We start from the raw sequence: 22,940 nt of genomic DNA on the forward strand, positions 1-22,940 counted from the left end.
GGCGGCGTCCCGGGCGGCACGACGGTGCGGTCGGTCGTGTGCGGACGGTGCGGCGCGCAGGGACGGACCGGCCGTTGGACGGCCCTGGTGGCACCGACCCCGCGCCCTACGCCGTGAAGAAGTCGACGAGCGCGCGGGCGACCGGGCCGGGCGCGTTCTCCATGGGGATGTGGCCCGCGTCCGGGATGCGCACGAGCGTGGTGTGCGGCATCTCCGCGGCGAACCGCTCGGCGTACGCCACCTTCTGGAAGTCGTCGTCCTCGCCCCAGACCAAGAGCTTGGGCGTCGTGTTCCGCCGCAGGGCGGGGACGGCCTCCCGGGTGTAGCGGTCGTCGGCGGCACCGACCATGGCCATCCAGGAGCGGCGGACCCGCTCATCGGTCCACGGGGACAGGTAGTCCGTGATCCGCGGCTCGGTGGCGGCACCGGCCAGCGCCTGCGTCACGGCTCGTCGACGTGCGGTGAGGATCTCGTCGGCGGTGGTCGCGGCGACGACCTCGGGGTCGCGGAACCGGGCCACGCCGGGCACCGGCCAGGAGTCGTAGGTGACCGAGTTGACCAATGCCAATCGGGACACCTCCAGCCGGTCGTGGACGAGGAGGTGCTGGGCGACGGCGCCGCCGATGTCATGGCCCGCCACGGCGACCGGCCCGGAGAGCCCCAGCGCGGAGGCGAAGCGAGCCACCCAGTCCGCGAGGGCGGGGACCGTGCCCGTCTCCGGAGTGAGTTCGCCTCCCGAGCGCCCGAGTCCGGGGAGGTCGACCGCGACGGGCCTCAGCCCCGCCGCGCCCAGACGGGCCATCACCGGAAGCCAGACCCGGCTCCAGTAGGTGCCGTGCAGCAGCAGCACGGCCGGGCCGTCCTGCTCCACGGTCAGATGGCTGGCCGGCACGCCGTCGACCTGGACCTCGGTCCGCAGCACCGTCGATTCGATGATCTCGTTCATGGGCCCACTGTGGCCGAGGCCCGATCTTCCGGCCGAGAGTCTGGAATGACATCCCCGGGTACATTCCCGCCATGTCGCTTCACCGGGTGGTGGCCCTGCTCACCCCACCGCAGTCGCCCTTCGAGCTGGCCTGTGCCTCCGAGGTCTTCGGCACCGCCCCACCGGACGCGCCGCCCCGCTACGACTTCCGGGTCTGCACCGAGCGGCCCGGACCCCTGTCGACCGGCGCCGGCTACACCCTGCTCGTCGAGGCGGGACTGTCCGCGCTGCAGGAGGCGGACACCGTGGTCGTTCCCGGCTGGCAGCCGCCCGACGCGACCGTGTCGCCGGACGTCGTCGAGGCACTGCGAGGCGCCCACGAGCGAGGGGCGAGGATCGTCGCGATCTGCACGGGGGCGTTCGTCCTCGCCCGGGCCGGACTGCTCGACGGCCGCCGCGCCACCACCCACTGGCGCAGCACCGACCGGTTCGCCGCCGCCTTCCCCGGGGTGAACGTGGATCCGGACGTGCTCTTCGTGGACCACGGCGACGTGGCGACCAGTGCCGGGACCGGCGCGGGCATCGACCTGTGCCTGCACCTGGTCCGCTCCGACCACGGGGCGGCGTACGCCGCAGGGGTCGCCCGGCGCATGGTCCTGCCGCCGCACCGGGAGGGCAGCCAGCTCCAGTACGCCACGCCGCCGGCACCGGCCAGGGCGGACGAGTCGCTGGCGCCGCTGCTGGAATGGGCCACCTCCCGCCTCGACGCCAGGCTGACCCTCGACCACCTCGCCGAACGCGCCGGCCTGTCCAGCCGGACCCTCGCCCGGCGCTTCGCCGAACAACTCGGCACCAGCCCGGGGCAGTGGCTCCTCGCCCAGCGCCTCGATGCGGCACGGGTGCTGCTGGAGCGGACCGACCTTCCGGTGGAGGCCGTCGCCACCAAGGTCGGACTCGCCTCGGCGGTCAACCTGCGCCGCCGCTTCCGGACGCACCTCGGCACCACCCCCGGCGCCTACCGGCGGACCTTCGGCGAGACCTGACGGAGCGGCCGGGGGGCCGACGGGCCGTCTGCGGCAATCGGGCGTAGGGGGTGTTGCCGACATGGGTGCGCCGGAAACGCCCCCGTGGAACGATTCGGGGCGTGGGCGACCTCAAGCACATGAGACCGCACGACCGTCCGGGGTGCACCCGTGCTGTCCCTGCGGGCTCCCTTCGCTGCGTGGGCGAGGTGGCCCTCCAGCACCACACCGCCCGCTTCTGCCTCGGGCCCCGACCTGTCGCGCTCCGGTACGGCGGACCGGGCTCAGGCGATGGGTGTCGCCTGAACGGGACGGGGCGTGCAGGTTTCTGAGACGGCGCGAGAATCGGGCCCGCGTACCCGGTCGGCTCCTCTGCCGAGTTGGCTGGCCGGGTGCGCGGGCGTGGCGCTCGGCGCGGCCGTACCGGCCTTCGTGGTGGTCGCCCTGGTGGTCAGCTACGCCGTACCGGCGTTCTTCGACCGCCCCGCCCCGCCTCCGGAGGAGGTGGTAGGCAAGCAGGTGGGGCTGACCCGGTACCGCCTCGGTCAGGCGCTGGAGGACGGCACGCTGACCGATCAGGAGATCGCTTGGGCAGCGGGTGGGAAGTGGCGTGCGGAGCGGGACCGCACGCCGCTGCGCGTCGTGGTGGAGTATCCGGTGCCGGGGGAGGGGGAGCCCCGCCAGTGCCATGCGTTCACATTTCCGGAGGGGCTGAAGGCCGGAGCGCTCGTCACGAGCCGGAAACCGGACGACTGCCCCATCTGAGCGCACGGTCCGGGCTTGCGGTGTCGACCCGACCGGACCCGAACCGCTGCAGGGCCGGGGGCTCCACGTCGGCCCCGGCCGGCGGCCGGTGGCCCCATGCCGATCCGAACGCCTCATCCGTCCCTGAAACCGTGTCCGCGCCCGGCGCTGCGGAGGCCCGCCCCCGAAGGCGACCCGCATCAGCCGCGCCCTTGTGCGGGGCCCCGGTTCCCGGTCCGTGGACGGGCCCTCGCTCGTTCGAGCCGATGTGCATATCCTTATGCAGAAAATTTGGCAGTGAATAGGCGAGAGGGGGCGGCATGAGCGACAGCCCGGCCGGTCGGCTGCAGGCGCTCTTCGAGGGGCACCGACTGACGCCGACGCAGCGACGGATCGCGCACTGCATGGTGCGGCGGGCCGGGGACGTCCCCTTCCTCTCCAGCGTCGAACTCGCCGAGCTCGCCGGAGTCAGTCAGCCGTCCGTCACCCGATTCGCCGTCGCCCTCGGCTTCGACGGGTATCCGGCCCTCCGCCGCCACCTGCGCGAGGTCGCGCCGCCCGAGCCCGGCACCGTCGAGGGCGAGGCGTTCAACGAGTACCAGCAGGCCGTGCTCGCCGAGATCGAGAACCTCCAGCACCTCGCCGGGCTGCTCGTCGACCCCGCGCCCGTCGAGCGGGCCGGCCGGCTCCTCGCCGGATCGCGCCCGCTGCCCGTGCTCGGGCTGCGGGCCGCTTCCTCACAGGCCCGGGGCTTCGCCTACTTCGCCGCCAAGGTGCACCCGGACGTCCGACTGCTCGACGAGGGCGGCTCGATGCTCACGGACCGCATCGACGCGGCCGTACGGGCCGGAGCCACGGCACTGCTCTGCTTCGCCCTGCCCCGTCACCCCCGCGAGGTCGTCGAGGCCCTGGAGTACGCGCGGGCGGCCGGGCTCACGGTCGTGACCGTCGCCGAGTCGGCGTTCGCGCCCGTCGCCGCGCACAGCGACCTGCTGATCCCGGCCGCCGTCGGCACCGGCCTCGCCTTCGACACCGCCTGTGCGCCGATGATGCTCGGCCGGGTCCTCCTGGAGGCGATGGCCGACGAACTCCCCGATGCGCAGGCGCGCCTTGAGGAGTTCGATGCGAAGGCGGCGGCGCGGAACCTGTTCGTCGACTAGTTCCGCGGTCCGCTCAGACCTCCAGCCCGTTCTCGATCTTCTTCAGCTGGTGGCGGGCCATCGCCAGGTTCGCGCGGTCCTTGTTGAGGGCCAGGTAGAGGAAGAGGCCGTTGCTGCCGCGCCCCTTGAGCAGTCGGATCAGGTGGTACTGGGTGCCGAGGGTGATCAGGATGTCCTCGATCTCCTCGCCGAGTCCGAGCATCTCCATCGTCCGGACCTTGGCCCGGACCACGTCGGTGTTGCCCGCCGCGGCCACGTTCAGGTCGAGCTCCTTGCCGCCGCCGATCGTGCCGAGGGCCATGCCGCTGGTGTAGTCGACGAGGGCCGCGCCGATCGCGCCTTCGATGCTGGCCGCTTCCTTGAGGGCTGCCTCGGTGTTCGCCATGGTGTTGTACTTCTTCCTTCTCGGTGTGCTGTTCCTGCGTCAGTGGTTCAGGTCTTTGCGTTCCAGCGCGCCGTCGACGAGCTGCCCTATCCGGGTGCTCGACCGGCGGGCTTCCAGGTGGAGCCGCCCCACGTTGATCCGGGGCTCGGCGAGCAGGGTCAGGACGGCCGAGCCGCCCGCCGCGTACGTCGCGACGTAGCCGTTCTCGCCGCGGACGAGCAGTTCGCGAAAGTCGCCCTGGGCAGCGGAATCGGTCAGCCGCTGGCCGACGCCGAGCGCCGCGGCGGTCAGTGCCGCCACGTTCTCCGCCTCGCCGTTCAGCGTGTCGTGGGCGAGCAGCAGCCCGTCGGCGCTGGCCGCCAGGGCCCCCGTGAGCTGGGGGAGTCGCGCCCGGAGTCGTCTGAGCTCGCTGAGTACCTCGGCTTCTGCCGTCATGAGCTGTCTCCTCTCGGCGCGCATGCGCAGGGCACGCCTCATCACAGGTGTGCCTCCAGGGCGTCACGGAGCCGGCGCAACAGGGCGACGTCGGGATCGGTCACCGGCAGGGCCGACAGGGGCGTCGGCAGTGGCGGTACGGGGTCGGGGAGGGGGTCGAGCGGGGTCTCGACGAGTCCGGCCGCCGCCAGTCGCCGTACGTCGAGGAGCGTGTGGAAAGCGGGACGGCCGAGCAGGCGGGCCAACTCTGCCGGGGTCCGCCTCCCGTCGGCGGCGGCCAGCAGGGAGCGCTGTCGCGCTCCCATGATCTGGCCGGGAGCGGCGGGGCGCGGAACGACCGGGGCGGTGTCCAGGGAGGCGTACGGCCAGACGGCGTCGAGGAGTTCGCGGCGGCGCAGGGTCTCGCGCTCGACGGCCTCTGCGGAGACCGGTCGCACCGTCCCGAACCAGTGCCCCACCCCGTACCGGAAGCGGGTCGGTCCGCTGGTCGGGGCGAGGGCGAAGAAGGCCGCGTCGAAGACGGCGCCGAGGTGGCATATCTCCAACTCGCCGTCGTGCAGCCGGCCGCTGTCGACCAGGAAGCGGCCGACCGCGCGGTGCGCCCCGGCCCGGTCGACGGCCTCGTCCCAGCCCTCCCGGGCCAGTCGGCCGCCGGTGGTGAGCAGGACGTCGACGCCAGGCGCCACGGGGGACTCGGCGTGCACGACCCGGCCGTCGACGAGGTAGAGCGTGCCGTGGTCGCGCAGCAGGGCGCCGGTCGCCTTCTCGGCGGCGAGCCGGACCAGCATCGGGGAGACGGCCGCCCGGGTCATCCGAGGACCAGCCGCTCGGCGATGCCGCGGAGGCGCATGCGTGCCAGGGCGAGGTTTCCGCTGTCCCGGTCGAGCCAGACGTGGAGGAAGACGCTGCTGTCGAAGGAAGTCTGGACGAAGCGGATGATGTGGTAGCCGGCACGGGTGGTGACGATCAGGTCCTCGACGGCCGGCTCGTCGTGGAGCCCTTCCCCGATGGCGGTGAAGGAGTCGAACTCGGCTGCGGAACGCGCCAGTTCGGCCGTCTCCGCGGCTGTCGTCTCGTGGTCGCCGACCGGTGAGTCACCCATCGTCCCGAGAGCGAGCCCGCTGCTCCAGTCCACCAGGGAGGCGCCCAGGGCCCCCGGCAGGGTCATGGTCTCCAGCAGGCACTCGTCGATTCCGGGCACGCGGATTCCCCTCCCGATGCGGCGTGCGAACGTGCGGCAGTGACGGTGACGCTACTGAACGTTTCGATCCGGGGGAGGCGTTCTGGCATTTCCCATCGGAACATGCCGGTGTCTGACGGGAATTGATCTGAACAGTCCGAACGATCGTCCGCGCGTCTCCGTGGCCCGTGCGCTTCCGAAGGCCTCCGTGCGTATCCCGACGACCCGCACCGGCCCCCTCCGTGCCGGTCTCCGCGTAGGTCTCCGCACCGCGGCCGGGCGTGCGGTCGGGCCGCCGTCTCCGCGCTAGCCGGAGGGGCCGCCCCGTCGGACCAGTGCGTCCGCCTGCGCCCCGCCCGCCTCGGCGACGATCTCGTCGGGCGTCTGCCGCTTCCGCACGGTCGTGAAGGTCACCGCGCCGTCGTCGTCCACGGTGAAGCCGTGGATCCCGGGCCGGGGCAGGCTGTTGTACGCGTAGTGGTGCGCGAAGGAGTAGGCGCCGGTGTCCGGGACCGCCACGACGTCTCCGGGGTGCAGCAGCGGCAGGGCGCGGCCCGCGGCGAGCAGGTCCCCGGCGAAGCAGGCGGGGCCCGCCACGTCCTGGACGACCTCCTCACCGGTTCGGGGCCGGCCCTCGGCGTCGTAGGCCAGGACGCGCAGCGGCCAGGAACCGGGGGCGTAGACCGTGCGGGTGGCCAGTTGCACGCCCGCGTGGGTGACGGCGATCGGGCGTCCGCCGGAGGTCTTCGTGTACTCCACCCGGGTGAGGACCAAGCCGTGCTTGGCGAGTAGGGAGCGCCCGAACTCGGTGATCAGTCGGTAGCGGCCGTCGAAGAGTCCCGGGACGGTGTCGGCGAGCAGCCGGGCGTACTCCGCGTAGGTCGGCGCCTCCTCGTCGGAGGCGAAGTCGACCGGTAGGCCACCGCCGATGTCGACGGTGTCGACCTGCTGCCGACCGGCCTTGGTGTTGATCTCCTCGGCGAGCGCGTAGGCCTCCCCGACCCCCTCGGCCATGAGGGCGAGCGGGATGCCCTGGGAACCGGTGTGGACGTGCAGCCGGGTCAGCCAGGGGCGCTCCAGGAAGGCTCCGACGACGGCCTCGCGGGCGCCTTCGTCGCGGAGCGCCACACCGAACTTGGCGGTGGCGGTCGCCGTGGAGAGGGCGCCGATGGAACCGGCTCCGACCTGTGGGTTCACCCGGAGCCCGAGGGTGGAGGCGGTGGGGGCGGAGGCGAGGAGCGCGTCGAGGCGGGCGAGTTCCTGGAAGGTGTCGGCGTTGACCGCGATCCCCAGTGCGAGGGCTTGGCGGAGTTCGGCGGGCGTCTTGGCGGGGGAGTCGAGGACGGTCCGGTCGAGCCGGACGCCCGCGGCGCGGGCGAGGGCCAGTTCGCCGGGGCTCGCGACTTCGGCACCGAGTCCCGCCTCGTGCAGCAGGCGCAGGACGGGGACCAGGGGGGCCGCCTTCACGGCGAAGGCGTGCAGCACCCGGGCATCGGTCACGGCGGCGAAAGCGCTGGTCAGGGCGGCTGCGGAGGCGCTGATGCCGGCGGTGTCGAGCAGGGCGACGACCGGCTCGGTGGCGGAGAGGAGTCCTTGGTCGACGGAAGCTCGAACGACGAGATCGCGACGGTAGGGGGCCATGGTGTCCATCCTCCTCGATCGCGGGGTCCGACATGCCCTGTTGACTACAACTATTCATCAGGCGAGGATGTGAATATCCAAACGACATTCGAGGAGGCACCGCCATGTCAGGACCCCGCCCCGTGCGAGCGGCCCGCGGTACGGAACTGAGCGCCCTGGGATGGCAGCAGGAGGCCGCCCTCCGGATGCTCCAGAACAACCTCGACCCCGAGGTCGCCGAGCACCCCGACAAGCTCGTCGTCTACGGCGGCACCGGCAAGGCCGCCCGCGACTGGCGTTCCTTCGACGCCATGGTCCGCACCCTGCGCACCCTCAAGCAGGACGAGACGATGCTCGTCCAGTCCGGTCGACCCGTCGGCGTCATGCAGACCCACGAGTGGGCCCCCCGCGTCCTCCTCGCCAACTCCAACCTGGTCGGCGACTGGGCCAACTGGGAGGAGTTCCGCCGCCTGGAGCAGCTCGGCCTCACCATGTACGGCCAGATGACCGCCGGCTCCTGGATCTACATCGGCACCCAGGGCATCCTCCAGGGCACCTACGAGACCTTCGCCGCCGTCGCCGCGAAGAAGTTCGGCGGCACCCTCGCCGGCACGATCACCCTCACCGCCGGCCTCGGCGGCATGGGTGGCGCCCAGCCGCTCGCCGTCACCATGAACGACGGCGTCGCGATCTGCATCGACGTCGACCCGCGCGCCATCGAGCGCCGGATCGAGCACCGCTACCTGGACGTCAAGGCGGACAACCCGGCCCACGCGCTCCAGCTGGCCACCGAGGCCCGCGACGCCCGCCGCCCGCTCTCCATCGGCCTCCTCGGCAACGCCGCCGAGCTGCTCCCGCAGCTGCTCGCCGAGGGCGCCCCGATCGACATCGTGACCGACCAGACCTCGGCCCACGACCCGCTCTCGTACCTCCCCGTCGGCATCGCCTTCGAGGACATGGCCGACGCCGCGGCCAAGGACCCGGCCGGTTTCACCCAGCGGTCCCGCGAGTCGATGGCCAAGCACGTCGAAGCCATGGTCGGCTTCATGGACGCGGGCGCCGAGGTCTTCGACTACGGCAACTCGATCCGCGGCGAGGCCCAGCTCGCCGGCTACGACCGCGCGTTCGCCTTCCCCGGCTTCGTCCCCGCCTACATCCGGCCGCTGTTCTGCGAGGGCAAGGGCCCGTTCCGCTGGGCCGCCCTGTCCGGCGAGGCGTCCGACATCGCCAAGACCGACAAGGCGATCCTGGAGCTCTTCCCGGAGAACGAGTCGCTGCACCGCTGGATCAAGATGGCCGGCGAGCGCGTCCACTTCCAGGGCCTGCCCGCCCGCATCTGCTGGCTCGGCTACGGCGAGCGCGACAAGGCCGGCGAGCGCTTCAACGACATGGTGGCCTCCGGCGAGCTCGCCGCCCCGCTGGCCATCGGCCGCGACCACCTCGACTGCGGCTCCGTGGCCTCCCCGTACCGCGAGACCGAGGCCATGCTCGACGGCTCCGACGCCATCGCCGACTGGCCGCTTCTCAACGCCATGGTCAACGTCGCCTCCGGCGCCTCCTGGGTCTCCCTCCACCACGGCGGCGGCGTCGGCATGGGCCGCTCCATCCACGCCGGCCAGGTCTCCGTGGCCGACGGCACCAAGCTCGCCGGCGAGAAGATCCGCCGCGTCCTGACCAACGACCCCGGCATGGGCGTCATCCGGCACGTCGACGCCGGCTACGACATCGCGGAGGGGGTCGCCGACGAGCGCGGCGTCCGCGTCCCGATGCGCGAGGGCGACGCCGAGGACCAGGCGTGAGCGAGAGCTTCCACGCCATGTGGCGGTCGCTGCGGCCCATCGGTCGCAGCGCCGCCTCCGGTGGCTACCGCCGCTACGCCTGGACCCCGGCCGACGAGGACTGCCGCCTCTGGTTCCGGATGCAGGCCGAGGCCCGGCGCCTCGACGTCGAGACCGACCGCAACGGAAACCAGTGGGCCTGGCTCGGCGACCCGACGGCCGGTGACGCCGTCGTCACCGGCTCTCACCTGGACTCCGTTCCCGACGGCGGTGCCTTCGACGGCCCCCTCGGCGTGGTGTCCGCCTTCGCCGCCCTCGACGAACTCCGTGCCCGCGGGGCCTCCTTCACCCGACCCCTCGCCATCGTCAACTTCGGCGACGAGGAGGGCGCCCGCTTCGGCCTCGCCTGCGTCGGCTCCCGCCTCACCGCCGGCCGGCTGACCAAGGAGCAGGCGTACGAGCTCCGCGACGCCGAGGGGACCACCCTCCCGCAGGCCATGGAGGCGGCCGGCCACGACCCGTCCACCATCGGCGCGGACCCGGAGCGGCTCGCCCGCATCGGTGCCTTCGTCGAGCTCCACGTCGAGCAGGGGCGGGCCCTCGACCTGTCCGGTGACGCCGTCGGCATCGCCTCCGCCATCTGGCCGCACGGCCGCTGGCGGTACGACTTCGCGGGCGAGGCCAACCACGCCGGCACCACCCGGCTCGTCGACCGCCGAGACCCGATGCTCACCTACGCGGAGACCGTCCTCGCCGCCCGCCGCGAAGCCGAACTCGCCGGAGCCGTGGCCACCTTCGGCAAGATCGCCGTCGAGCCGAACGGCGTCAACGCCATTCCGTCGATGGTCCGCGGCTGGCTCGACGCCCGCGCCGCCGACCAGGACTCCCTGGACAAGGTCGTCGCCGGCGTCGAGGCCGCGGCCCGCGCCTACGCCGACCGCCACGGCATCGACCTCGCCGTGGTCCGGGAGTCCTTCACCCCGGTCGTCGACTTCTCGCACGCCCTGCGCGACGAGCTGTCCCGGATCCTGGGCACCTCGGGGAAGGTCCCGGTCCTCGGTACGGGCGCCGGACACGACGCGGGCATCCTGTCCGCATCGATCCCGACCGCCATGCTGTTCGTGCGGAACCCCACCGGCGTCTCGCACTCCCCGGCCGAATCCGCCGCCGAGGACGACTGCGTGGCCGGGGTCCGGGCCCTCGCCGACGTACTGGAGGAGCTGGCGTGTCGCTGACGACGTACTGGCTGGAACACGCCTGGCTCGACACCGAGGTCGAGTCGGGCGTCGTCCTGACCGTGTCCACGGGCGGCTCTTCCGCCGGCCGGATCGAGGCCGTGCGCACCGGGGTGGAGACGCCTCCGGCGGGAGCCGTCGTCCTCCGCGGCCTCACGGTCCCCGGCCTGGCCAACGCCCACTCGCACGCCTTCCACCGGGCCCTGCGCGGTACGGTCCAGATCGGTTCCGGAACGTTCTGGACCTGGCGCGAGACCATGTACGCCGTTGCCCAGCGCCTCACCCCCGAAAGCTACTTCGCCCTCGCCCGTGCGGTGTACGCGGAGATGGCGCTCGCGGGCATCACCTCGGTCGGGGAGTTCCACTACCTCCACCACGCGCCCGGCGGGGGCGCGTACGCCGACCCCAACGCCATGGGCGAGGCGCTGATCGCGGCGGCCGGAGAGGCCGGCATCCGGATCACCCTGCTCGACACCGCGTACCTCTCCTCCGGTTTCGGCGCGGCCCCCGAGCAGCACCAGCTCCGCTTCACCGACGGCACGGCGGAGCAGTGGGCGGAACGGGTCTCGGCCCTCAAGGAGCGGGACGGCGTGCGCATCGGCGCGGCGATCCACTCCGTACGCGCCGTCCCCGCGGACCAGCTCGCCACGGTCGCCCAGTGGGCGACCCAGCGGAACGCGCCGCTCCATGTCCACCTCTCGGAGCAGACCGCCGAGAACGACGCCTGCCGGGCGGCCCACGGCATGACCCCCACCCAACTCCTGGCGGAGCACGGTGTCCTCGGCCCCCGCACCACGGGCGTCCACAACACCCATCTGACGGACGGTGACATCGCCCTGATCGGCGCCTCGACCACCGGCACCTGCATGTGCCCCACGACCGAACGCGACCTCGCGGACGGCATCGGCCCCGCAGTGGCCCTCCAGCACGCCGGGTCCCCGCTCTCCCTGGGCAGCGACAGCCACGCCGTCATCGACCTCTTCGAAGAAGCGCGGGCCATGGAGCTGAACGAACGCCTCCGCACCCGCACCCGCGGTCACTGGACGGCCGCCGCACTGCTGCGCGCGGCGACGGCGGACGGCCACGCGGCCCTCGGCTGGACCGATGCCGGCACCCTGGAGCAGGGCGCCCTCGCCGACTTCACGACGATCGCCCTGGACACCGTCAGGACAGCGGGGCCGGAGCCACGTCTGGCAGCCGAGACGGCGGTATTCGCAGCGTCGGCCGCGGACGTGCGGCACACGGTCGTGGGCGGGCGTCACGTCGTACGGGACGGGGTCCACGCCACCGTGCCGGACGTCGGCCAGGCCCTCGCGGACTCGATCGCCGCGCTCCGCGGCTGAAGGAGACACCCCTCATGAACACCGGCCCCGCGGCAACGAACACCCCGGCGGCGACGCCCGCCCCCACGAGTGCGAACAGCGCCGTGGCGACGAGCGCCACCGCCGTCGTCAACATCGCCAGCCTGGTCACCAACGATCCCTCCCTCGGCGATGGCAGCTCCCTGGGCCTGATCCAGGACGCGGCCGTCGTCATCGACGGCGACCGTGTCGTCTGGGTCGGTGAATCCAGCAAAGCACCCGCCACTGACAACAGGGTCGACGCCGGCGGCCGGGCCGTGATCCCCGGCTTCGTCGACTCCCACTCCCACCTCGTCTTCGCGGGCGACCGCACCGCCGAGTTCAACGCCCGCATGTCCGGCCAGCCCTACAAGGCGGGCGGCATCCGGACGACGGTGGCGGCCACCCGTGCGGCGAGCGACGAGGCACTCTCGGCGAACGTGGCCCGCTTCATGGGAGAGGCACTGCGCCAGGGCACGACCACCTTCGAGACGAAGTCGGGCTACGGCCTGACCGTCGAGGACGAGGCCCGTGCCCTCCGCATCGCGGCCGGGCACACCGACGAGGTCACCTACCTCGGCGCGCACATCGTCTCCCCGGACTACGCCGACGACCCGGCCGCCTACGTGGAGCTGGTGACGGGCGAGATGCTCGACGCCTGCGCCCCGTACGCCCGCTGGGTGGACGTCTTCTGCGAGAAGGGCGCCTTCGACGGCGACCAGGCCCGCGCGATCCTCACCGCGGGCAAGGCCCGGGGCCTCCACCCCCGGGTGCACGCCAACCAACTCACCTATGGCCCCGGCGTCCAGCTGGCGGTGGAACTGGACGCGGCGAGCGCCGACCACTGCACCCACCTCACGGACGCGGACGTGGACGCGCTGGCGTCCGGCAACACGGTCGCCACGCTCCTCCCGGGGGCCGAGTTCTCCACCCGTGCCGAGTGGCCGAACGCCCGCCGCCTCCTGGACGCGGGCGTGACGGTCGCCCTGTCCACGGACTGCAACCCCGGATCGTCCTTCACCTCCTCGGTCCCCTTCTGCATCGCCCTTGCCGTACGGGACATGGGCATGACGCCCGACGAGGCGGTCTGGTCCGCGACCGCCGGCGGCGCGGCGGCCCTGCGCCGCACCGACGTGGGCCGCCTGAGCGTCGGCGCCCGCGCCGACCTCACCGTCCTGGACGCCCCGTCCCACGTCCACCTGGCCTACCGCCCGGGCGTGCCCCTGGTGACGCAGGTCTGGCACGCGGGTGTGCGGGTGGTCTGAGCACGAGCCGCGAACAGGGGCGCCCGACCGGGGCGGACCGCCACGGTCCAGACTGCCCCCCATGACGCGAACTCCCCTCCGGAAGGACCGGGCCGCCCGCGGCCCGGCGCTCGTGGCCCTGTGCGCCCTCGCCCTCACGTCCTGCGGGACGGAAGGGCCGGGGCGCACGGCCCCGGCGGCCCCCGCAGCCCCCTCCGCGGTGTCCCGGACCCCCACCGCGCCCGTTCCCGACCCCGCCGACGACCCGGGCCTCCCTCCCGAACAGCGGGCCGCCGAGCTCGCTTTCGTGCAGCTCGTCGCGGACGTCGCCGAACCCTGCACGGAGGGCCTCCCCGCGGTGCCGCCCCCGAGGGGACCGGACGGGCCGCAGCCGCCCACCGGTCACCCGCCCGACCTCCCCCTCCCGGAGTCCGCCCCGCCCTCCGAAGCCCCCTGGAGCTTCGAACGCGCGCGACGGGAGACCGCGTTGGGCCCGGTCGAGAAGTGCACGGCGCCCCTCCACGGCAAGCGCATCGCGCAGGCCTTGGACGGCGCCGCGGCCCGCACCCCGGCCGAGGTCGAGAAGGCCCTCCGGGGCATCGGGTACGACGTCGACCACCGCCTGGACGGCCCTCGGGAAGCGAACGGGAAGGTCGAGTTCACCCTCGACCTGCGCGTCATGGGAAGCGCCCTGTGCCTGGCGGGCAGCCGTGACGGCACCCGCACCGACCTCGATCCGTACGGGGGCTCCCCGGAGGTCCGCTGCCCGGACGTCGAGCGCCGGTCCTGAGCCCCCGCGCCGCCCGGCCGGTGCCGCGGTCAGGCCGGCACCCCGGACGACGGGGCGGCGGGCCACGGGCGACGGACCGGGCCGGGCGCCCCCGGCCCGGGTCCCGTCAGCGGAACTCGTGAACGACGCGGATCCCGCCCACGATGTGCGCGTTGAACTCGTCCAGGTCCTCCGCCGGCACCCACAGCTCCAGGATCGTCCGCCCGCCCGCCTGCCGGACCGGGTACCTGCGGAGGAACTCCGCGTCGACCTCGAAGCGCGTGACGTAGCCGGCGCCGTCGTGCTTGACGTTCCAGTCCCGTGCGATCTTCACCGCGTACTCCTCGTCGAGGACCGGGTAGAAGATCGGCTGCTCCGGCAGCCGGGGCGGCCAGGCGCGCCAGTCGAGCTCCCGGACCAGCTCCAGTTCGACGGGACCGGTGGGGCGCCACAGGGTCGTCGTCGGGCGGGTGCGGCCGGTCATGGTGGTTCGCCTTCCACGGGTGCGGGCGGCCGGAGAAGCAGGCCGCCGGGGAGGCGCCGACGATAGCGGCCCGTTCCGGCCGGCGGCCACCGGGTATTGCGGTGGCCACCGGCCGCACCCCCCTGCGAGCCTGCGGGGCACGGGGCATTCGCGGGCGTACGCCGTCTTCACGACCACCGGTGCGGAGGAGGCGTACGCGAAGGTGTGGCAGCTCCTCGCACTGCTCGACCGGGTCGACGAGGAGGTGCTCGTCGACGTCGGGGTCCGGACCGTCGAGGAGGCGCGGCGGATCGCGCGCCTGCTGCCGGGGGCCGACGTCGACCTGGCGGAGTGCCCGCGCGACCCCGTGACGGGCGCGTACCTCCTCGACGTTCCCGTCCCCGTCCCCGACCCGGCGGGCGAGGGCGAACGGAAGGGCCCGCTCAGGGTCGGCAGACCGTGAACGGGCCCGTTGCGCGATCATCCTGGCGGCTTCGGGGTGCGGAGGGAGGTCATTCCTCCAGGGTCAGCCCCCGGCGCAGCCGCCCCAAGGTGCGGGCGAGCAGCCGGGACACGTGCATCTGCGAGATGCCGAGCTCCGCGCCGATCTCCGACTGGGTCAGCCCGGAGACGAAGCGGAGGGAGAGGATCTGTCGCTCGCGGGTGGGCAGCGAGGCGATCATCGGCTTGAGGGAGGCGATGTACTCGATCCCCGCGAGCCCGTTGTCCTCGTAGCCCAGTCGGTCGGCGAGCGCGGCCTCGCCGCCCGCGCCGTCCTCCTCGTCGGGCTGGGCGTCGAGCGAGGAAGCGGTGTAGGCGTTGCTCGCGGTCATGCCCTCGACGACCTCTTCCGGCGTGATCCCGAGCTCTTCGGCGAGCTCCGCGACGGTCGGGGCGCGGTCGAGCCGCTGGGCGAGCGCGTCACCGGCCTTCGCGAGTTCGAGCCGGAGCTCCTGGAGCCGGCGGGGGACGTGCACGGACCACGAGGTGTCACGGAAGAAGCGCTTGATCTCGCCGATGATCGTGGGCATCGCGAAGGTCGGGAACTCGACGCCGCGGGCCAGTTCGAAGCGGTCGATCGCCTTGATCAGGCCGATCGTGCCGACCTGGATGATGTCCTCCATCGGTTCGCTGCGGGTGCCGAACCGGGCGGCGGCGAACCGGACCAGGGCGAGGTTGAGTTCGACGAGGGTGTTGCGGACGTACGCGTGGTCGTGGGTGCCCTCCTCCAGCTCGGAGAGACGGGCGAAGAGTTCCTTCGACAGGGCACGGGCGTCGGCCGGGGCGACCCGGTCGAGCGGTGTGCCGTGCAGTTGGTCGGGAAGGTCGACGACGGGGGAGGGGGGAAGTGCTGCCGACGGCGCGTCGAGGGTACGCGGGGCGTCGAGCCGGGGTGACATGGGTCTCCTTCTGGTGCTGCTCGCTGCGGTTTGCGGCGCCTCCAAAGCCGGCCGGGTCGGACGTTCCCTTCTAGCCCTACCCGGAAGACCCTGATGGTTGCAAGTGGCAATAATCCGCTGTGTGCCGATATGTGAAGTACCTCGCGTGCATCGAGGGGTGTCGCGCTTGTAGGGTTCGGGGCAGATCCGGCGGCATCCGCGAGAGCGAGAAGAGGGCACGGCCATGGACCGCGAGCACATCGGCAGCGCGCCGCCCGCGCGGCTGCGGGTCGAGGTCCGGGACGTGGGCGAGAGCGTGCTCCTCACCCCGGTGGGCGAGCTCGACCACCACACGGCCGAGCTGCTGCGCGACCCCATGGACGGTGCGCTGGACACGGGCCGTTCGCGGCTCGTCGTCGACTGCTCGGGCCTGGAGTTCTGCGACTCGACCGGACTCAACGTCTTGCTCGGCGCCCGCCTGCGGGCCACCGCCGGCGGTGGTGGGGTCCATCTGGTGGGGATGCGGCCGGCGGTCGCCCGGGTGTTCCACATCACGGGCGCGGACGCCGTCTTCACCGTCCATGAGACGCTCGACACGGCCCTCCCCGGCTGACCCCGCACCCGTACGGTCCCGCACGGCCCCGCCGTGCGCCCTGTCCCCCTCTGTCCCGTCGATCGGTGAGGTGAAGCGTTGATGGACCAGGATGGCGACGTCCGCACGCTCGCCCTCGGCGAGACCAGCGGTACGGTCCCGCTCGCCCGGGACTTCACCCGCTCGGCGCTCCAGGCCTGGGGCTGGCTGCCGGCCGGCACCGCGGACCGCAGGGCCGCGGCCGAGGACGTCCTGCTCGTCGTCTCCGAGCTCGTCACCAACGCCTGTCTGCACGCCGAGGGGCCCGAGCGGCTGCGCGTGCTGAGGATGCCCCGGACGCTGCGCCTCGAAGTCACCGACCGCGGCGCGGGGCAGCCCGCGCCGCGGACCCCGCACCGGTCGGGCCGCCCGGGCGGGCACGGCATGTTCATCGTGCAGCGCCTCTGTCTGGACTGGGGCATCGACCGGATGCCCGGTGCGCCCGGCAAGACGGTCTGGGCCGAGCTGGCCTCGCCGGCATAGGACCGTCGTCCGGCCTTCCTCCGGTGCGCCCCTTCCCGCGGGAAGGGGGATTCACAAGTCCACTCGTTCCCCTACCTTCCCTCCGCACGGCCGGAGGCGTACCTTGACGCCCAATCTGAAAGACCGTCAGTTGTCTTGCGGTGAGGGGTGTTCGCGGTGTCCAAGGTGTCGAAGCGGAGGAGAACGGGCGCCGCGCTCGCGGCCACGGCCGTCGTGACGGGCGCGACCGTGTTGGCCGGCGCACCGGTCGCCCGGGCGGCCGTCATCGACGTCGACTACGCCTGCGAGACGAAGATCGGCCCCAAGACCGCCGTCTCGCCCGTCGACATCAAGGCCGTCAAGAGCGGCAGCGGCTACACGATCACCATGTCCTTCGAGAAGGGCGTGTCCGACAGCCCGGTCGAGCTCCCCAAAGGAGTCATGACCCCCCGCGCCGACCTCGTCCTCGGCGGGGCCGCGAGCGGCACGCTGAAGGTCAAGGGCACCCCCAACACGGCCGCCATCCCGCCCGACACCCCCATCAAGATCGGCACCCTGACCGGCACGTTCACCCCGAAGCAGAACGGCAAGGTCACCTTCACGGCGGGCACCCTCACCGTCCACGCCCTCGGGATGGACGCGGCCGTCTGCACCCCGAAGAACAACCCCCGACCGTCGCTCGAACTCCAGGTCACCGATGCCGCCGGCGGTACGGGAAGCGACACCCCGCCCCCCGCCGCCGGCGACACCGGCGGCGAACTCCCCAGGACCGGCCCGCTCGACTCCGCCGTCGCGCTCGGCACCCTCGGCGGCACCGTCCTGCTGACCGGCGCTGCCGGAGTCCTCTGGCTCACGCGGCGCACGGCACGCTGATGCGGACGGCGGCACGTCCCGATCGCCACTCCGCTGCCCGTGCCGCGCACCGGAAGGCGACCCGCCCCGGGCTGGTGGCCGCCGCGACCGCCCTCCTCGCGGTCGCGGTGGCACCACCCGCCCCCCAGGACTGGACGGCTACCCCCGCCGCCGGACGGCCGTACGCCTATCTGGAGGGCCCGGCGGGCAGCGTCCTCCAGGACACCCTGTCGCTGACCAACCCGGGCGGGGCCCCGCTCACCGTGCGCCTCACCGGGCAGGGCGCCCCCGTGTCCTTCGCCGAGCCGACCGTGACCGTGCCCGCCAGGACCCGGGCCGACGTGCCCTTCGCCGTCACCCTCACCGCCGACACCCCGCCCGGCGAGCACCGTGGCACCGTGCGGGCCGAGGCCGCCGGCCGCGAGGTGCGCGTCGATCTGCGGCTGAGGGTCAGCGGCCCCCGCCTCGCGGCACTCACCGTCGAGGACGTCCGCTTCGACGACGCTGCCGGAACCCTCCGGTACACCCTGGTCAACCGCGGCAGCACGGTCCTCGCCCCCCGCCTCGCGGTCCGCGCCGAAGGGCTCTTCGGCACCGTCCTCGACCGCCCGGAGCGCTCCCTGCCGTTCGCCCTCCGCCCCGGCGAGCGGACCACCCACACCGAGCCCTGGCCCGATCCGCCCGCCCTCGACTCCGTCACCGTCCGGCTCACGGCCACCGCCCCGGGCGCGGCCCCCTCCACCGCCGGGATCCGGACCGCCTTCGCCCCGGGCCCCACACTCACCGGCGTGACCGTGCTGCTCCTGGCGGCTGCGGGCGGCGTCGGACACGCGGTACGGCGCCGCATCAGGTCCCGCGTCCGGCGATCCCCGGGAGGAGCGACACCATGAACACGATCCGCACGGCCGCCGCCCTCCTCGCCGCCCTCGCCCTCGTGCTGCTGCCCACCGTCCCCGTGACGGCGGCACCGGGGCCCGTGGTCGAACTCTCCGCGACGGAGGGCGGCACGGGCGGCGAGATCACCGTCAGCGGCAGCGGCTGGAAACCCGGCGCGCTGCTCATGATCCTGATCTGCGGCCGGAGCGCCCCGGACCGGGGTGTCATCGGCGGCACCAACTCCTGTGCCAACACCGAGGGGCGGGCCGCCACCGTCGACTCCCGGGGCGCGTTCAGCGCCAAGCTCCCCGTCGCCGAGCCGCCCGAACCCTGCCCCTGCGTGGTGCACGTCGCCGGAGTCACCGGCCAACAGGACTCCGTGGACAAGGAGTTCACAGTCGCCGGGCACCCCACCGCCCCGCTCCCCGAAGCCGCCGGAGACGGCCGCCTCGCCGTCCTCGCCGCCGTGCGCCTCGACGGCTCCAGCGGCCTCCTCGTCTGGTTCGGCGCACCCCCGCGCCGCGAGGTCGTCTTCACCGTCGGCAACCTCGGCCCGGCCTCCGTCAAGGACCCCGTCTTCGAAGTGGGCACCAGCCACGGCGTCTTCGCGCCCCAGTACGAGGAACGCCCGTGGAGGGGCACGATCGAACCCGGCGGGAAGGCCCTGATCCGCCTTCCCGCGGAGCTCGCGGCCGGCGCCCACGGTGATTACCGCGTGTCCGTGAAGTACGGGGGCAAGGTCCTCGTCGAGCAGCCGTGGGGGGTCGGCAGGCCCTGGGGCGTGACGCTCTTCTGGGTGCTCCTCGCCGTCGTGGTGCCCGCCGCCCTGTTCCGGATCGGCATGGCCCTGGTCGACCGGGTGCGGCCCGCTCACGGAGCCGCCCGCACCCCCGGGCCCCGGACCGCACCGCGCCCGCGCCGCCGTACCCGTACCCCCGCCTCCGCCCCGCCGGTGGACCCGGGGGACGGGGGGACGACCGCGGCCCTGCCGTGGTTCAGCCCTGACTCCGCACCGTCAGCGGCAGAGAGCAGCAGCCCGACGACGAAGGGACATGCGTGAGTACGCAACGGAGGATGAGCGCGGCCGGGGTGGCGCTGGTGCTCGGCGGTGCGGGAATCCTGTGCGCCGCCGGCCCCGCCCGGGCGGCCGAGACCTCGTACGCCACGGAGTGCGTCCCGCCGCCGATCTCCGGGCTTCCGCCCGTGCAGGGCACCACGAAGGTGCTGATCACCGCGCCTGCGGAAGCCGAGGTCGGCGACGAGGTCGAGATCGTTTGGAAGACGGTCCAGGCCGCCTCGAAGAACCCCGACGTGCTCGACCTCGGCAAGGACACGGTGAAGCCCACCGGGGTCCTTGCGGTGGGCGGCGCGGCGGACGGGACCGTGGCGATGGAGGGGCCGCGCCAGAACCCGCCGATACCCAAGAACAGTCCGATGGTGCTCCCCGACATGAAGGGGAAGCTGAAGTTGGAGAAGGCGGGCGAGGTCACGCTGACGCCCGGCAAGTACACCATCAACGTGTCCAAGCCCCTGTCGACGGACACCAAGTGCTCCCCGAAGGAAACGGTGCCGGTCGGCGCGACGATCAAGGTGACGGACGGGGGAGGGGAGACCTCCTCGGGCGGCTCCACGGCTTCCGGCGGCTCCACGGCCTCCGGCGGGTCGACCACCTCGGGCGGTACGGCTTCGGGCGGGTCGACCACCACCAGCGGCTCCACGGTCTCCGGCGGGACCACCTCCTCGGGCGGGTCGACCACCACCTCCGGCGGGACCACCACCACCACCACCACCTCCTCCGGCGGCTCCACGGCTTCCGGCGGCACGGGTTCCTCCGGCGCCTCCGGGGGTTCGAGCGGCGGGGGCGGCGGGCAGACCGACTTCCCCGGCACCCAGGTCGCGGTCCAGTTCTCCTGCCAGCCCCCCGGCCCCGCGTCGATCGCCTCCAAGGTGACGATCGACGCCAAGAAGAACGGCGGCGGCTACGCCCTCACGGTCAAGACCGCCAAGGGCGTCATGAACAGCCCGGCGGCCCTGCCCGCCGGAGCCCTCAAGCCCTCCATGGACGTCAGGATCGGGGGCGCCGACAGCGGAACGGTGAAGGTCACGGGTCCCGCCAACGCGGCCCCGCTGGAAGCGGGCAAGCCGGTCGACCTGCCCGACATGAAGGGCACCTACACGCCGGGTGCGACGGGCAGGTCCACCCTCAGCCCGGGAGCGCTCACCATCAGCGTCTCGCTCGGCGGCTCACCGATCGTCATCCCCTGCCAGGTCAAGGGCTCCGTGCAGGCCTCCCTGGAGCTGGACACGAGCAAGCAGGCCGGCGGAGCCTCGGGCGGCTCCGCCGGCGGTACGGGCTCCGCTTCGGGCTCGGGCGGCGCCTCCGGCGGGAACCTCGCCGAGACCGGAGCCGAGAACGACGGCGCCCTGCGGGCCCTCGCCCTGGTCGCGGGCACGATCATCCTGGTCGGCGGCGCGGTGTTCACCTTCACTCCGTGGGCGCGGCTGCGCAGGTGAGCGGGTGAGAACGACGGAGGGCCGCCGCACCGGATCGGTGCGACGGCCCTCCGGCCGTGTGCGGGGGACGTCAGTGCACGTCGCCCATGAGTTGCTGGACCTTCTTGCGGTACATGAAGATCGCGAAGCCCGCAGCAACGGCGAGCGTCGCCTGCATGGCGATGATCCCCGTTCCGTTCAGGTCCACGCCCGCGATGGACAGCAGGCCCGTGGTGCAGTCACCGGCGGTGACGGCGAGGAACCAGACGCCCATCATCTGCGAGGCGTACTTCTTCGGCGCCATCTTCGTCGTGACGGAGAGGCCGACGGGGGAGAGGCACAGCTCGCCGATGGTCTGGATCATGTAGATCGAGACGAGCCACATCGGAGAGACCTTGGTGCCGTCGCCTGCCATGCCCATCGGGACGACGAAGACGAAGAAGGAGCCGCCGACCAGAACGAGACCCATCGCGAACTTCACGATGGTGTTCGGCTCCTGGTTCTTGCGGGCCAGCCACAGCCAAAGCCAGGCGAAGACGGGCGCCAGGGCCATCACGAAGAGCGGGTTCAGCGACTGGTACCAGGTCGCGGAGAAGCCGAAGCCGAAGACCGTGTCGGCGGTCTTGTCATCCGCGAAGAGCGACAGGGTCGAACCGCCCTGGTCGTAGATCATCCAGAAGATCGCGGCGGCCACGAAGAACCAGATGTAGCCGTTCACCTTCGACTGCTCGGACTTGTCGAGCTCGGGGTCGCGCTTGATGCGGGCCAGGACGGCGATCGGAATGAGCAGACCGGCGATGGTGAGCGGGACGAGCGCCCAGTTCAGGGTGTACAGGCCGAGGGCGACGACGGCACCGTAGAAGGCGGCCGCGACGGCGACGACCAGGGCGATCTTGGTGACGATCGCCTTTCGCTCGTCGGCAGAGAGCGGGTTGGGGACCTCGCTGCTCTTGGGGTTGAGGCTCTTGGCGAAGCCGAGGAAGACGGCGAGGCCCAAGCCCATGCCGATCGCGGCGAGGGCGAAGCCGAGGTGCCAGTTGATCTCCTTGCCGACCGTGCCGATCAGCAGCGGAGCGACGAAGGCGCCGAAGTTGATGCCGATGTAGAAGAGCGTGAAGCCACCGTCACGACGCGGGTCCTCGGGACCGTCGTAGAGGTGACCCACCATCGTGGAGATGTTGGCCTTCAGCAGACCCGAGCCCACGGCCACCAGCGCCAGGCCGACGAAGAACATCGCCGATCCGGGCAGCGCCAGCGAGACGTGACCGGCCATGATCACGAAACCGGCGATGGTGACGGTCTTGCGGGCGCCCCAGACGCGGTCACCGAACCAACCGCCGGGCATGGCCATCAGGTAGACCATCGACACGTAGACCGAGTAGATGGCCGTGGCGGTGGCGGCCTTCACGGCGAGACCGCCGTCCTGGCTGCCGGTCGCGGCGTCCGCACCGCCGGAGACCAGGTAGTACACCAACAGCGCCCTCATGCCGTAGTAGGAGAAGCGCTCCCACATTTCGGTGAAGAAGAGGGTAGTCAGGCCTCGGGGGTGGCCGAGGAACGTCTTCTGGTACCGGGGGGTTCCGGTCGAAGTCGTCGTCAGGCTGGACGCCATGTCGATCCTTGCTCTGTCGGGACGCACGCCTTGTGAGCGTGGTGCGCCCGGTGGGGGAGGCCGGCACCGGTGGATTCGTGTGATTCCGCCGGGATCCACGCCCCGGAACAAGCGTCTTCGCGTCCCGGGACCCGACCCACAGGTCTTTCACCGTCTTGAGGCTTCGGCGGAGCCGGCCTCACGCAGAAAGAGGACCTTGGCGATGAAGCTGGCCAAAGGTCCCTGTTTACCGCGACTGACGTCTCGCCACCATACGACACGACAGTGCCGGATATGGAAGGACTTGAGAGATGGATCACAGGCAGGTGTGGAACCAGGCAAGGACATTCGAAGGT

The 22,940-nt window shown here is 72.6% G+C and carries 24 protein-coding genes; 15 read left to right on the plus strand and 9 right to left on the minus strand.

Features of this window, described 5'->3' with window-relative positions:
- Positions 1–106 precede the first annotated feature (106 nt).
- Complete coding sequence (locus ACFW2Y_RS20945; RefSeq protein WP_384881185.1) at positions 107–946, minus strand: alpha/beta fold hydrolase; 840 nt, start codon at positions 944–946, stop codon at positions 107–109.
- Positions 947–1,017: 71 nt separating this feature from the next.
- On the opposite strand from ACFW2Y_RS20945, the gene ACFW2Y_RS20950 reads away from it, so the two are divergent.
- From ACFW2Y_RS20950 to ACFW2Y_RS20960, 3 genes are all read left to right on the plus strand, one after another.
- Positions 1,018–1,968, plus strand: a complete 951-nt coding sequence (locus ACFW2Y_RS20950; RefSeq protein WP_384881187.1) for a GlxA family transcriptional regulator — start codon at positions 1,018–1,020, stop codon at positions 1,966–1,968.
- A 381-nt stretch (positions 1,969–2,349) separates the two neighbouring features.
- The gene (locus ACFW2Y_RS20955; protein WP_384881190.1) at positions 2,350–2,712 is read left to right on the plus strand and encodes a hypothetical protein; all 363 of its coding nucleotides are present in this window, start codon (positions 2,350–2,352) and stop codon (positions 2,710–2,712) included.
- A gap of 299 nt (positions 2,713–3,011) precedes the next feature.
- The gene (locus tag ACFW2Y_RS20960) at positions 3,012–3,851 is read left to right on the plus strand and encodes a MurR/RpiR family transcriptional regulator (RefSeq protein WP_384881193.1); all 840 of its coding nucleotides are present in this window, start codon (positions 3,012–3,014) and stop codon (positions 3,849–3,851) included.
- Between the two features lie 13 nt (positions 3,852–3,864).
- Here the strand turns inward: ACFW2Y_RS20960 and ACFW2Y_RS20965 are convergent, their stop codons facing one another.
- From ACFW2Y_RS20965 to ACFW2Y_RS20985, 5 genes are all read right to left on the minus strand, one after another.
- Positions 3,865–4,236 carry a hypothetical protein gene (locus tag ACFW2Y_RS20965; RefSeq protein ID WP_384881196.1) on the minus strand — a complete coding sequence of 124 codons (372 nt, stop codon included), beginning with the start codon at positions 4,234–4,236 and terminating at the stop codon, positions 3,865–3,867.
- Positions 4,237–4,275: 39 nt separating this feature from the next.
- Positions 4,276–4,713, minus strand: a complete 438-nt coding sequence (locus ACFW2Y_RS20970) for a roadblock/LC7 domain-containing protein (protein ID WP_384881198.1) — start codon at positions 4,711–4,713, stop codon at positions 4,276–4,278.
- Complete coding sequence (locus ACFW2Y_RS20975; RefSeq protein WP_384881201.1) at positions 4,713–5,483, minus strand: transcriptional regulator; 771 nt, start codon at positions 5,481–5,483, stop codon at positions 4,713–4,715. The genes ACFW2Y_RS20970 and ACFW2Y_RS20975 overlap by 1 nt, the downstream gene beginning before the upstream one ends.
- Entirely contained in the window at positions 5,480–5,872 is a 393-nt protein-coding gene (locus ACFW2Y_RS20980) for a hypothetical protein (RefSeq protein WP_384881203.1), read from the minus strand. Before ACFW2Y_RS20980 ends, ACFW2Y_RS20975 begins: the two co-directional genes overlap by 4 nt.
- A 285-nt stretch (positions 5,873–6,157) precedes the next feature.
- Positions 6,158–7,501, minus strand: coding sequence for a diaminopimelate decarboxylase (locus tag ACFW2Y_RS20985; RefSeq protein WP_384881206.1), 1,344 nt, complete (start codon positions 7,499–7,501; stop codon positions 6,158–6,160).
- Positions 7,502–7,596: 95 nt separating this feature from the next.
- Between ACFW2Y_RS20985 and hutU the strand changes: the two genes are divergently transcribed.
- From hutU to ACFW2Y_RS21010, 5 genes are all read left to right on the plus strand, one after another.
- Entirely contained in the window at positions 7,597–9,270 is a 1,674-nt protein-coding gene (hutU, locus tag ACFW2Y_RS20990) for a urocanate hydratase (protein WP_384881209.1), read from the plus strand.
- Between the two features lie 17 nt (positions 9,271–9,287).
- On the plus strand, positions 9,288–10,484 hold the full coding sequence (locus tag ACFW2Y_RS20995; protein ID WP_384881251.1) for an allantoate amidohydrolase: 1,197 nt from the start codon (positions 9,288–9,290) through the stop codon (positions 10,482–10,484).
- Positions 10,475–11,827, plus strand: a complete 1,353-nt coding sequence (locus ACFW2Y_RS21000; RefSeq protein WP_384881212.1) for a formimidoylglutamate deiminase — start codon at positions 10,475–10,477, stop codon at positions 11,825–11,827. Before ACFW2Y_RS20995 ends, ACFW2Y_RS21000 begins: the two co-directional genes overlap by 10 nt.
- Before the next feature lie 14 nt (positions 11,828–11,841).
- A complete protein-coding gene (hutI, locus tag ACFW2Y_RS21005; RefSeq protein WP_384881214.1) occupies positions 11,842–13,089 on the plus strand; it encodes an imidazolonepropionase in 1,248 nt (415 codons plus the stop codon).
- 61 nt (positions 13,090–13,150) lie between these two features.
- On the plus strand, positions 13,151–13,858 hold the full coding sequence (locus ACFW2Y_RS21010; protein ID WP_384881217.1) for a hypothetical protein: 708 nt from the start codon (positions 13,151–13,153) through the stop codon (positions 13,856–13,858).
- A 106-nt stretch (positions 13,859–13,964) separates the two neighbouring features.
- Here the strand turns inward: ACFW2Y_RS21010 and ACFW2Y_RS21015 are convergent, their stop codons facing one another.
- Positions 13,965–14,321, minus strand: coding sequence for a hypothetical protein (locus ACFW2Y_RS21015; RefSeq protein ID WP_384881219.1), 357 nt, complete (start codon positions 14,319–14,321; stop codon positions 13,965–13,967).
- Positions 14,322–14,523: 202 nt separating this feature from the next.
- Between ACFW2Y_RS21015 and ACFW2Y_RS21020 the strand changes: the two genes are divergently transcribed.
- Positions 14,524–14,763 (plus strand): hypothetical protein, encoded by a 240-nt coding sequence (locus tag ACFW2Y_RS21020; protein WP_384881222.1) that lies wholly within the window; start codon positions 14,524–14,526, stop codon positions 14,761–14,763.
- A 49-nt stretch (positions 14,764–14,812) separates the two neighbouring features.
- Here the strand turns inward: ACFW2Y_RS21020 and ACFW2Y_RS21025 are convergent, their stop codons facing one another.
- The gene (locus ACFW2Y_RS21025; protein WP_384881224.1) at positions 14,813–15,700 is read right to left on the minus strand and encodes an RNA polymerase sigma factor SigF; all 888 of its coding nucleotides are present in this window, start codon (positions 15,698–15,700) and stop codon (positions 14,813–14,815) included.
- Between the two features lie 223 nt (positions 15,701–15,923).
- Between ACFW2Y_RS21025 and ACFW2Y_RS21030 the strand changes: the two genes are divergently transcribed.
- From ACFW2Y_RS21030 to ACFW2Y_RS21055, 6 genes are all read left to right on the plus strand, one after another.
- Complete coding sequence (locus ACFW2Y_RS21030) at positions 15,924–16,292, plus strand: STAS domain-containing protein (protein ID WP_384881227.1); 369 nt, start codon at positions 15,924–15,926, stop codon at positions 16,290–16,292.
- A gap of 81 nt (positions 16,293–16,373) precedes the next feature.
- Complete coding sequence (locus tag ACFW2Y_RS21035) at positions 16,374–16,793, plus strand: ATP-binding protein (protein WP_384881229.1); 420 nt, start codon at positions 16,374–16,376, stop codon at positions 16,791–16,793.
- Positions 16,794–16,958: 165 nt separating this feature from the next.
- Positions 16,959–17,645 carry a peptidase gene (locus ACFW2Y_RS21040; protein ID WP_384881254.1) on the plus strand — a complete coding sequence of 229 codons (687 nt, stop codon included), beginning with the start codon at positions 16,959–16,961 and terminating at the stop codon, positions 17,643–17,645.
- Entirely contained in the window at positions 17,645–18,514 is an 870-nt protein-coding gene (locus ACFW2Y_RS21045) for a hypothetical protein (protein WP_384881230.1), read from the plus strand. Before ACFW2Y_RS21040 ends, ACFW2Y_RS21045 begins: the two co-directional genes overlap by 1 nt.
- Positions 18,511–19,560 (plus strand): hypothetical protein, encoded by a 1,050-nt coding sequence (locus tag ACFW2Y_RS21050; RefSeq protein WP_384881233.1) that lies wholly within the window; start codon positions 18,511–18,513, stop codon positions 19,558–19,560. Before ACFW2Y_RS21045 ends, ACFW2Y_RS21050 begins: the two co-directional genes overlap by 4 nt.
- Before the next feature lie 14 nt (positions 19,561–19,574).
- A complete protein-coding gene (locus ACFW2Y_RS21055; RefSeq protein WP_384881256.1) occupies positions 19,575–21,014 on the plus strand; it encodes a hypothetical protein in 1,440 nt (479 codons plus the stop codon).
- Positions 21,015–21,084: 70 nt separating this feature from the next.
- On the opposite strand, the gene ACFW2Y_RS21060 is transcribed toward ACFW2Y_RS21055, so the two are convergent.
- On the minus strand, positions 21,085–22,605 hold the full coding sequence (locus ACFW2Y_RS21060) for a peptide MFS transporter (RefSeq protein WP_384881236.1): 1,521 nt from the start codon (positions 22,603–22,605) through the stop codon (positions 21,085–21,087).
- Positions 22,606–22,940: the final 335 nt, after the last annotated feature.

The organism is Streptomyces sp. NPDC058877 (assembly GCF_042742855.1).
Lineage (GTDB): Bacteria > Actinomycetota > Actinomycetes > Streptomycetales > Streptomycetaceae > Streptomyces.

What these genes read in the sequence shown, in the direction of transcription:
- ACFW2Y_RS20945 (WP_384881185.1), bottom strand. Translation starts at nt 946, where the DNA reads ATGAACGAGATCATCGAATCGACGGTGCTGCGGACCGAGGTCCAGGTC.
- ACFW2Y_RS20950 (WP_384881187.1), top strand. Translation starts at nt 1,018, where the DNA reads ATGTCGCTTCACCGGGTGGTGGCCCTGCTCACCCCACCGCAGTCGCCC.
- ACFW2Y_RS20960 (WP_384881193.1), top strand. Translation starts at nt 3,012, where the DNA reads ATGAGCGACAGCCCGGCCGGTCGGCTGCAGGCGCTCTTCGAGGGGCAC.
- ACFW2Y_RS20965 (WP_384881196.1), bottom strand. Translation starts at nt 4,236, where the DNA reads ATGGCGAACACCGAGGCAGCCCTCAAGGAAGCGGCCAGCATCGAAGGC.
- ACFW2Y_RS20970 (WP_384881198.1), bottom strand. Translation starts at nt 4,713, where the DNA reads ATGAGGCGTGCCCTGCGCATGCGCGCCGAGAGGAGACAGCTCATGACG.
- ACFW2Y_RS20975 (WP_384881201.1), bottom strand. Translation starts at nt 5,483, where the DNA reads ATGACCCGGGCGGCCGTCTCCCCGATGCTGGTCCGGCTCGCCGCCGAG.
- ACFW2Y_RS20985 (WP_384881206.1), bottom strand. Translation starts at nt 7,501, where the DNA reads ATGGACACCATGGCCCCCTACCGTCGCGATCTCGTCGTTCGAGCTTCC.
- hutU (WP_384881209.1), top strand. Translation starts at nt 7,597, where the DNA reads ATGTCAGGACCCCGCCCCGTGCGAGCGGCCCGCGGTACGGAACTGAGC.
- ACFW2Y_RS20995 (WP_384881251.1), top strand. Translation starts at nt 9,288, where the DNA reads ATGTGGCGGTCGCTGCGGCCCATCGGTCGCAGCGCCGCCTCCGGTGGC.
- hutI (WP_384881214.1), top strand. Translation starts at nt 11,842, where the DNA reads ATGAACACCGGCCCCGCGGCAACGAACACCCCGGCGGCGACGCCCGCC.
- ACFW2Y_RS21010 (WP_384881217.1), top strand. Translation starts at nt 13,151, where the DNA reads ATGACGCGAACTCCCCTCCGGAAGGACCGGGCCGCCCGCGGCCCGGCG.
- ACFW2Y_RS21015 (WP_384881219.1), bottom strand. Translation starts at nt 14,321, where the DNA reads ATGACCGGCCGCACCCGCCCGACGACGACCCTGTGGCGCCCCACCGGT.
- ACFW2Y_RS21025 (WP_384881224.1), bottom strand. Translation starts at nt 15,700, where the DNA reads ATGTCACCCCGGCTCGACGCCCCGCGTACCCTCGACGCGCCGTCGGCA.
- ACFW2Y_RS21030 (WP_384881227.1), top strand. Translation starts at nt 15,924, where the DNA reads ATGGACCGCGAGCACATCGGCAGCGCGCCGCCCGCGCGGCTGCGGGTC.
- ACFW2Y_RS21035 (WP_384881229.1), top strand. Translation starts at nt 16,374, where the DNA reads ATGGACCAGGATGGCGACGTCCGCACGCTCGCCCTCGGCGAGACCAGC.
- ACFW2Y_RS21045 (WP_384881230.1), top strand. Translation starts at nt 17,645, where the DNA reads ATGCGGACGGCGGCACGTCCCGATCGCCACTCCGCTGCCCGTGCCGCG.
- ACFW2Y_RS21050 (WP_384881233.1), top strand. Translation starts at nt 18,511, where the DNA reads ATGAACACGATCCGCACGGCCGCCGCCCTCCTCGCCGCCCTCGCCCTC.
- ACFW2Y_RS21055 (WP_384881256.1), top strand. Translation starts at nt 19,575, where the DNA reads ATGAGCGCGGCCGGGGTGGCGCTGGTGCTCGGCGGTGCGGGAATCCTG.
- ACFW2Y_RS21060 (WP_384881236.1), bottom strand. Translation starts at nt 22,605, where the DNA reads ATGGCGTCCAGCCTGACGACGACTTCGACCGGAACCCCCCGGTACCAG.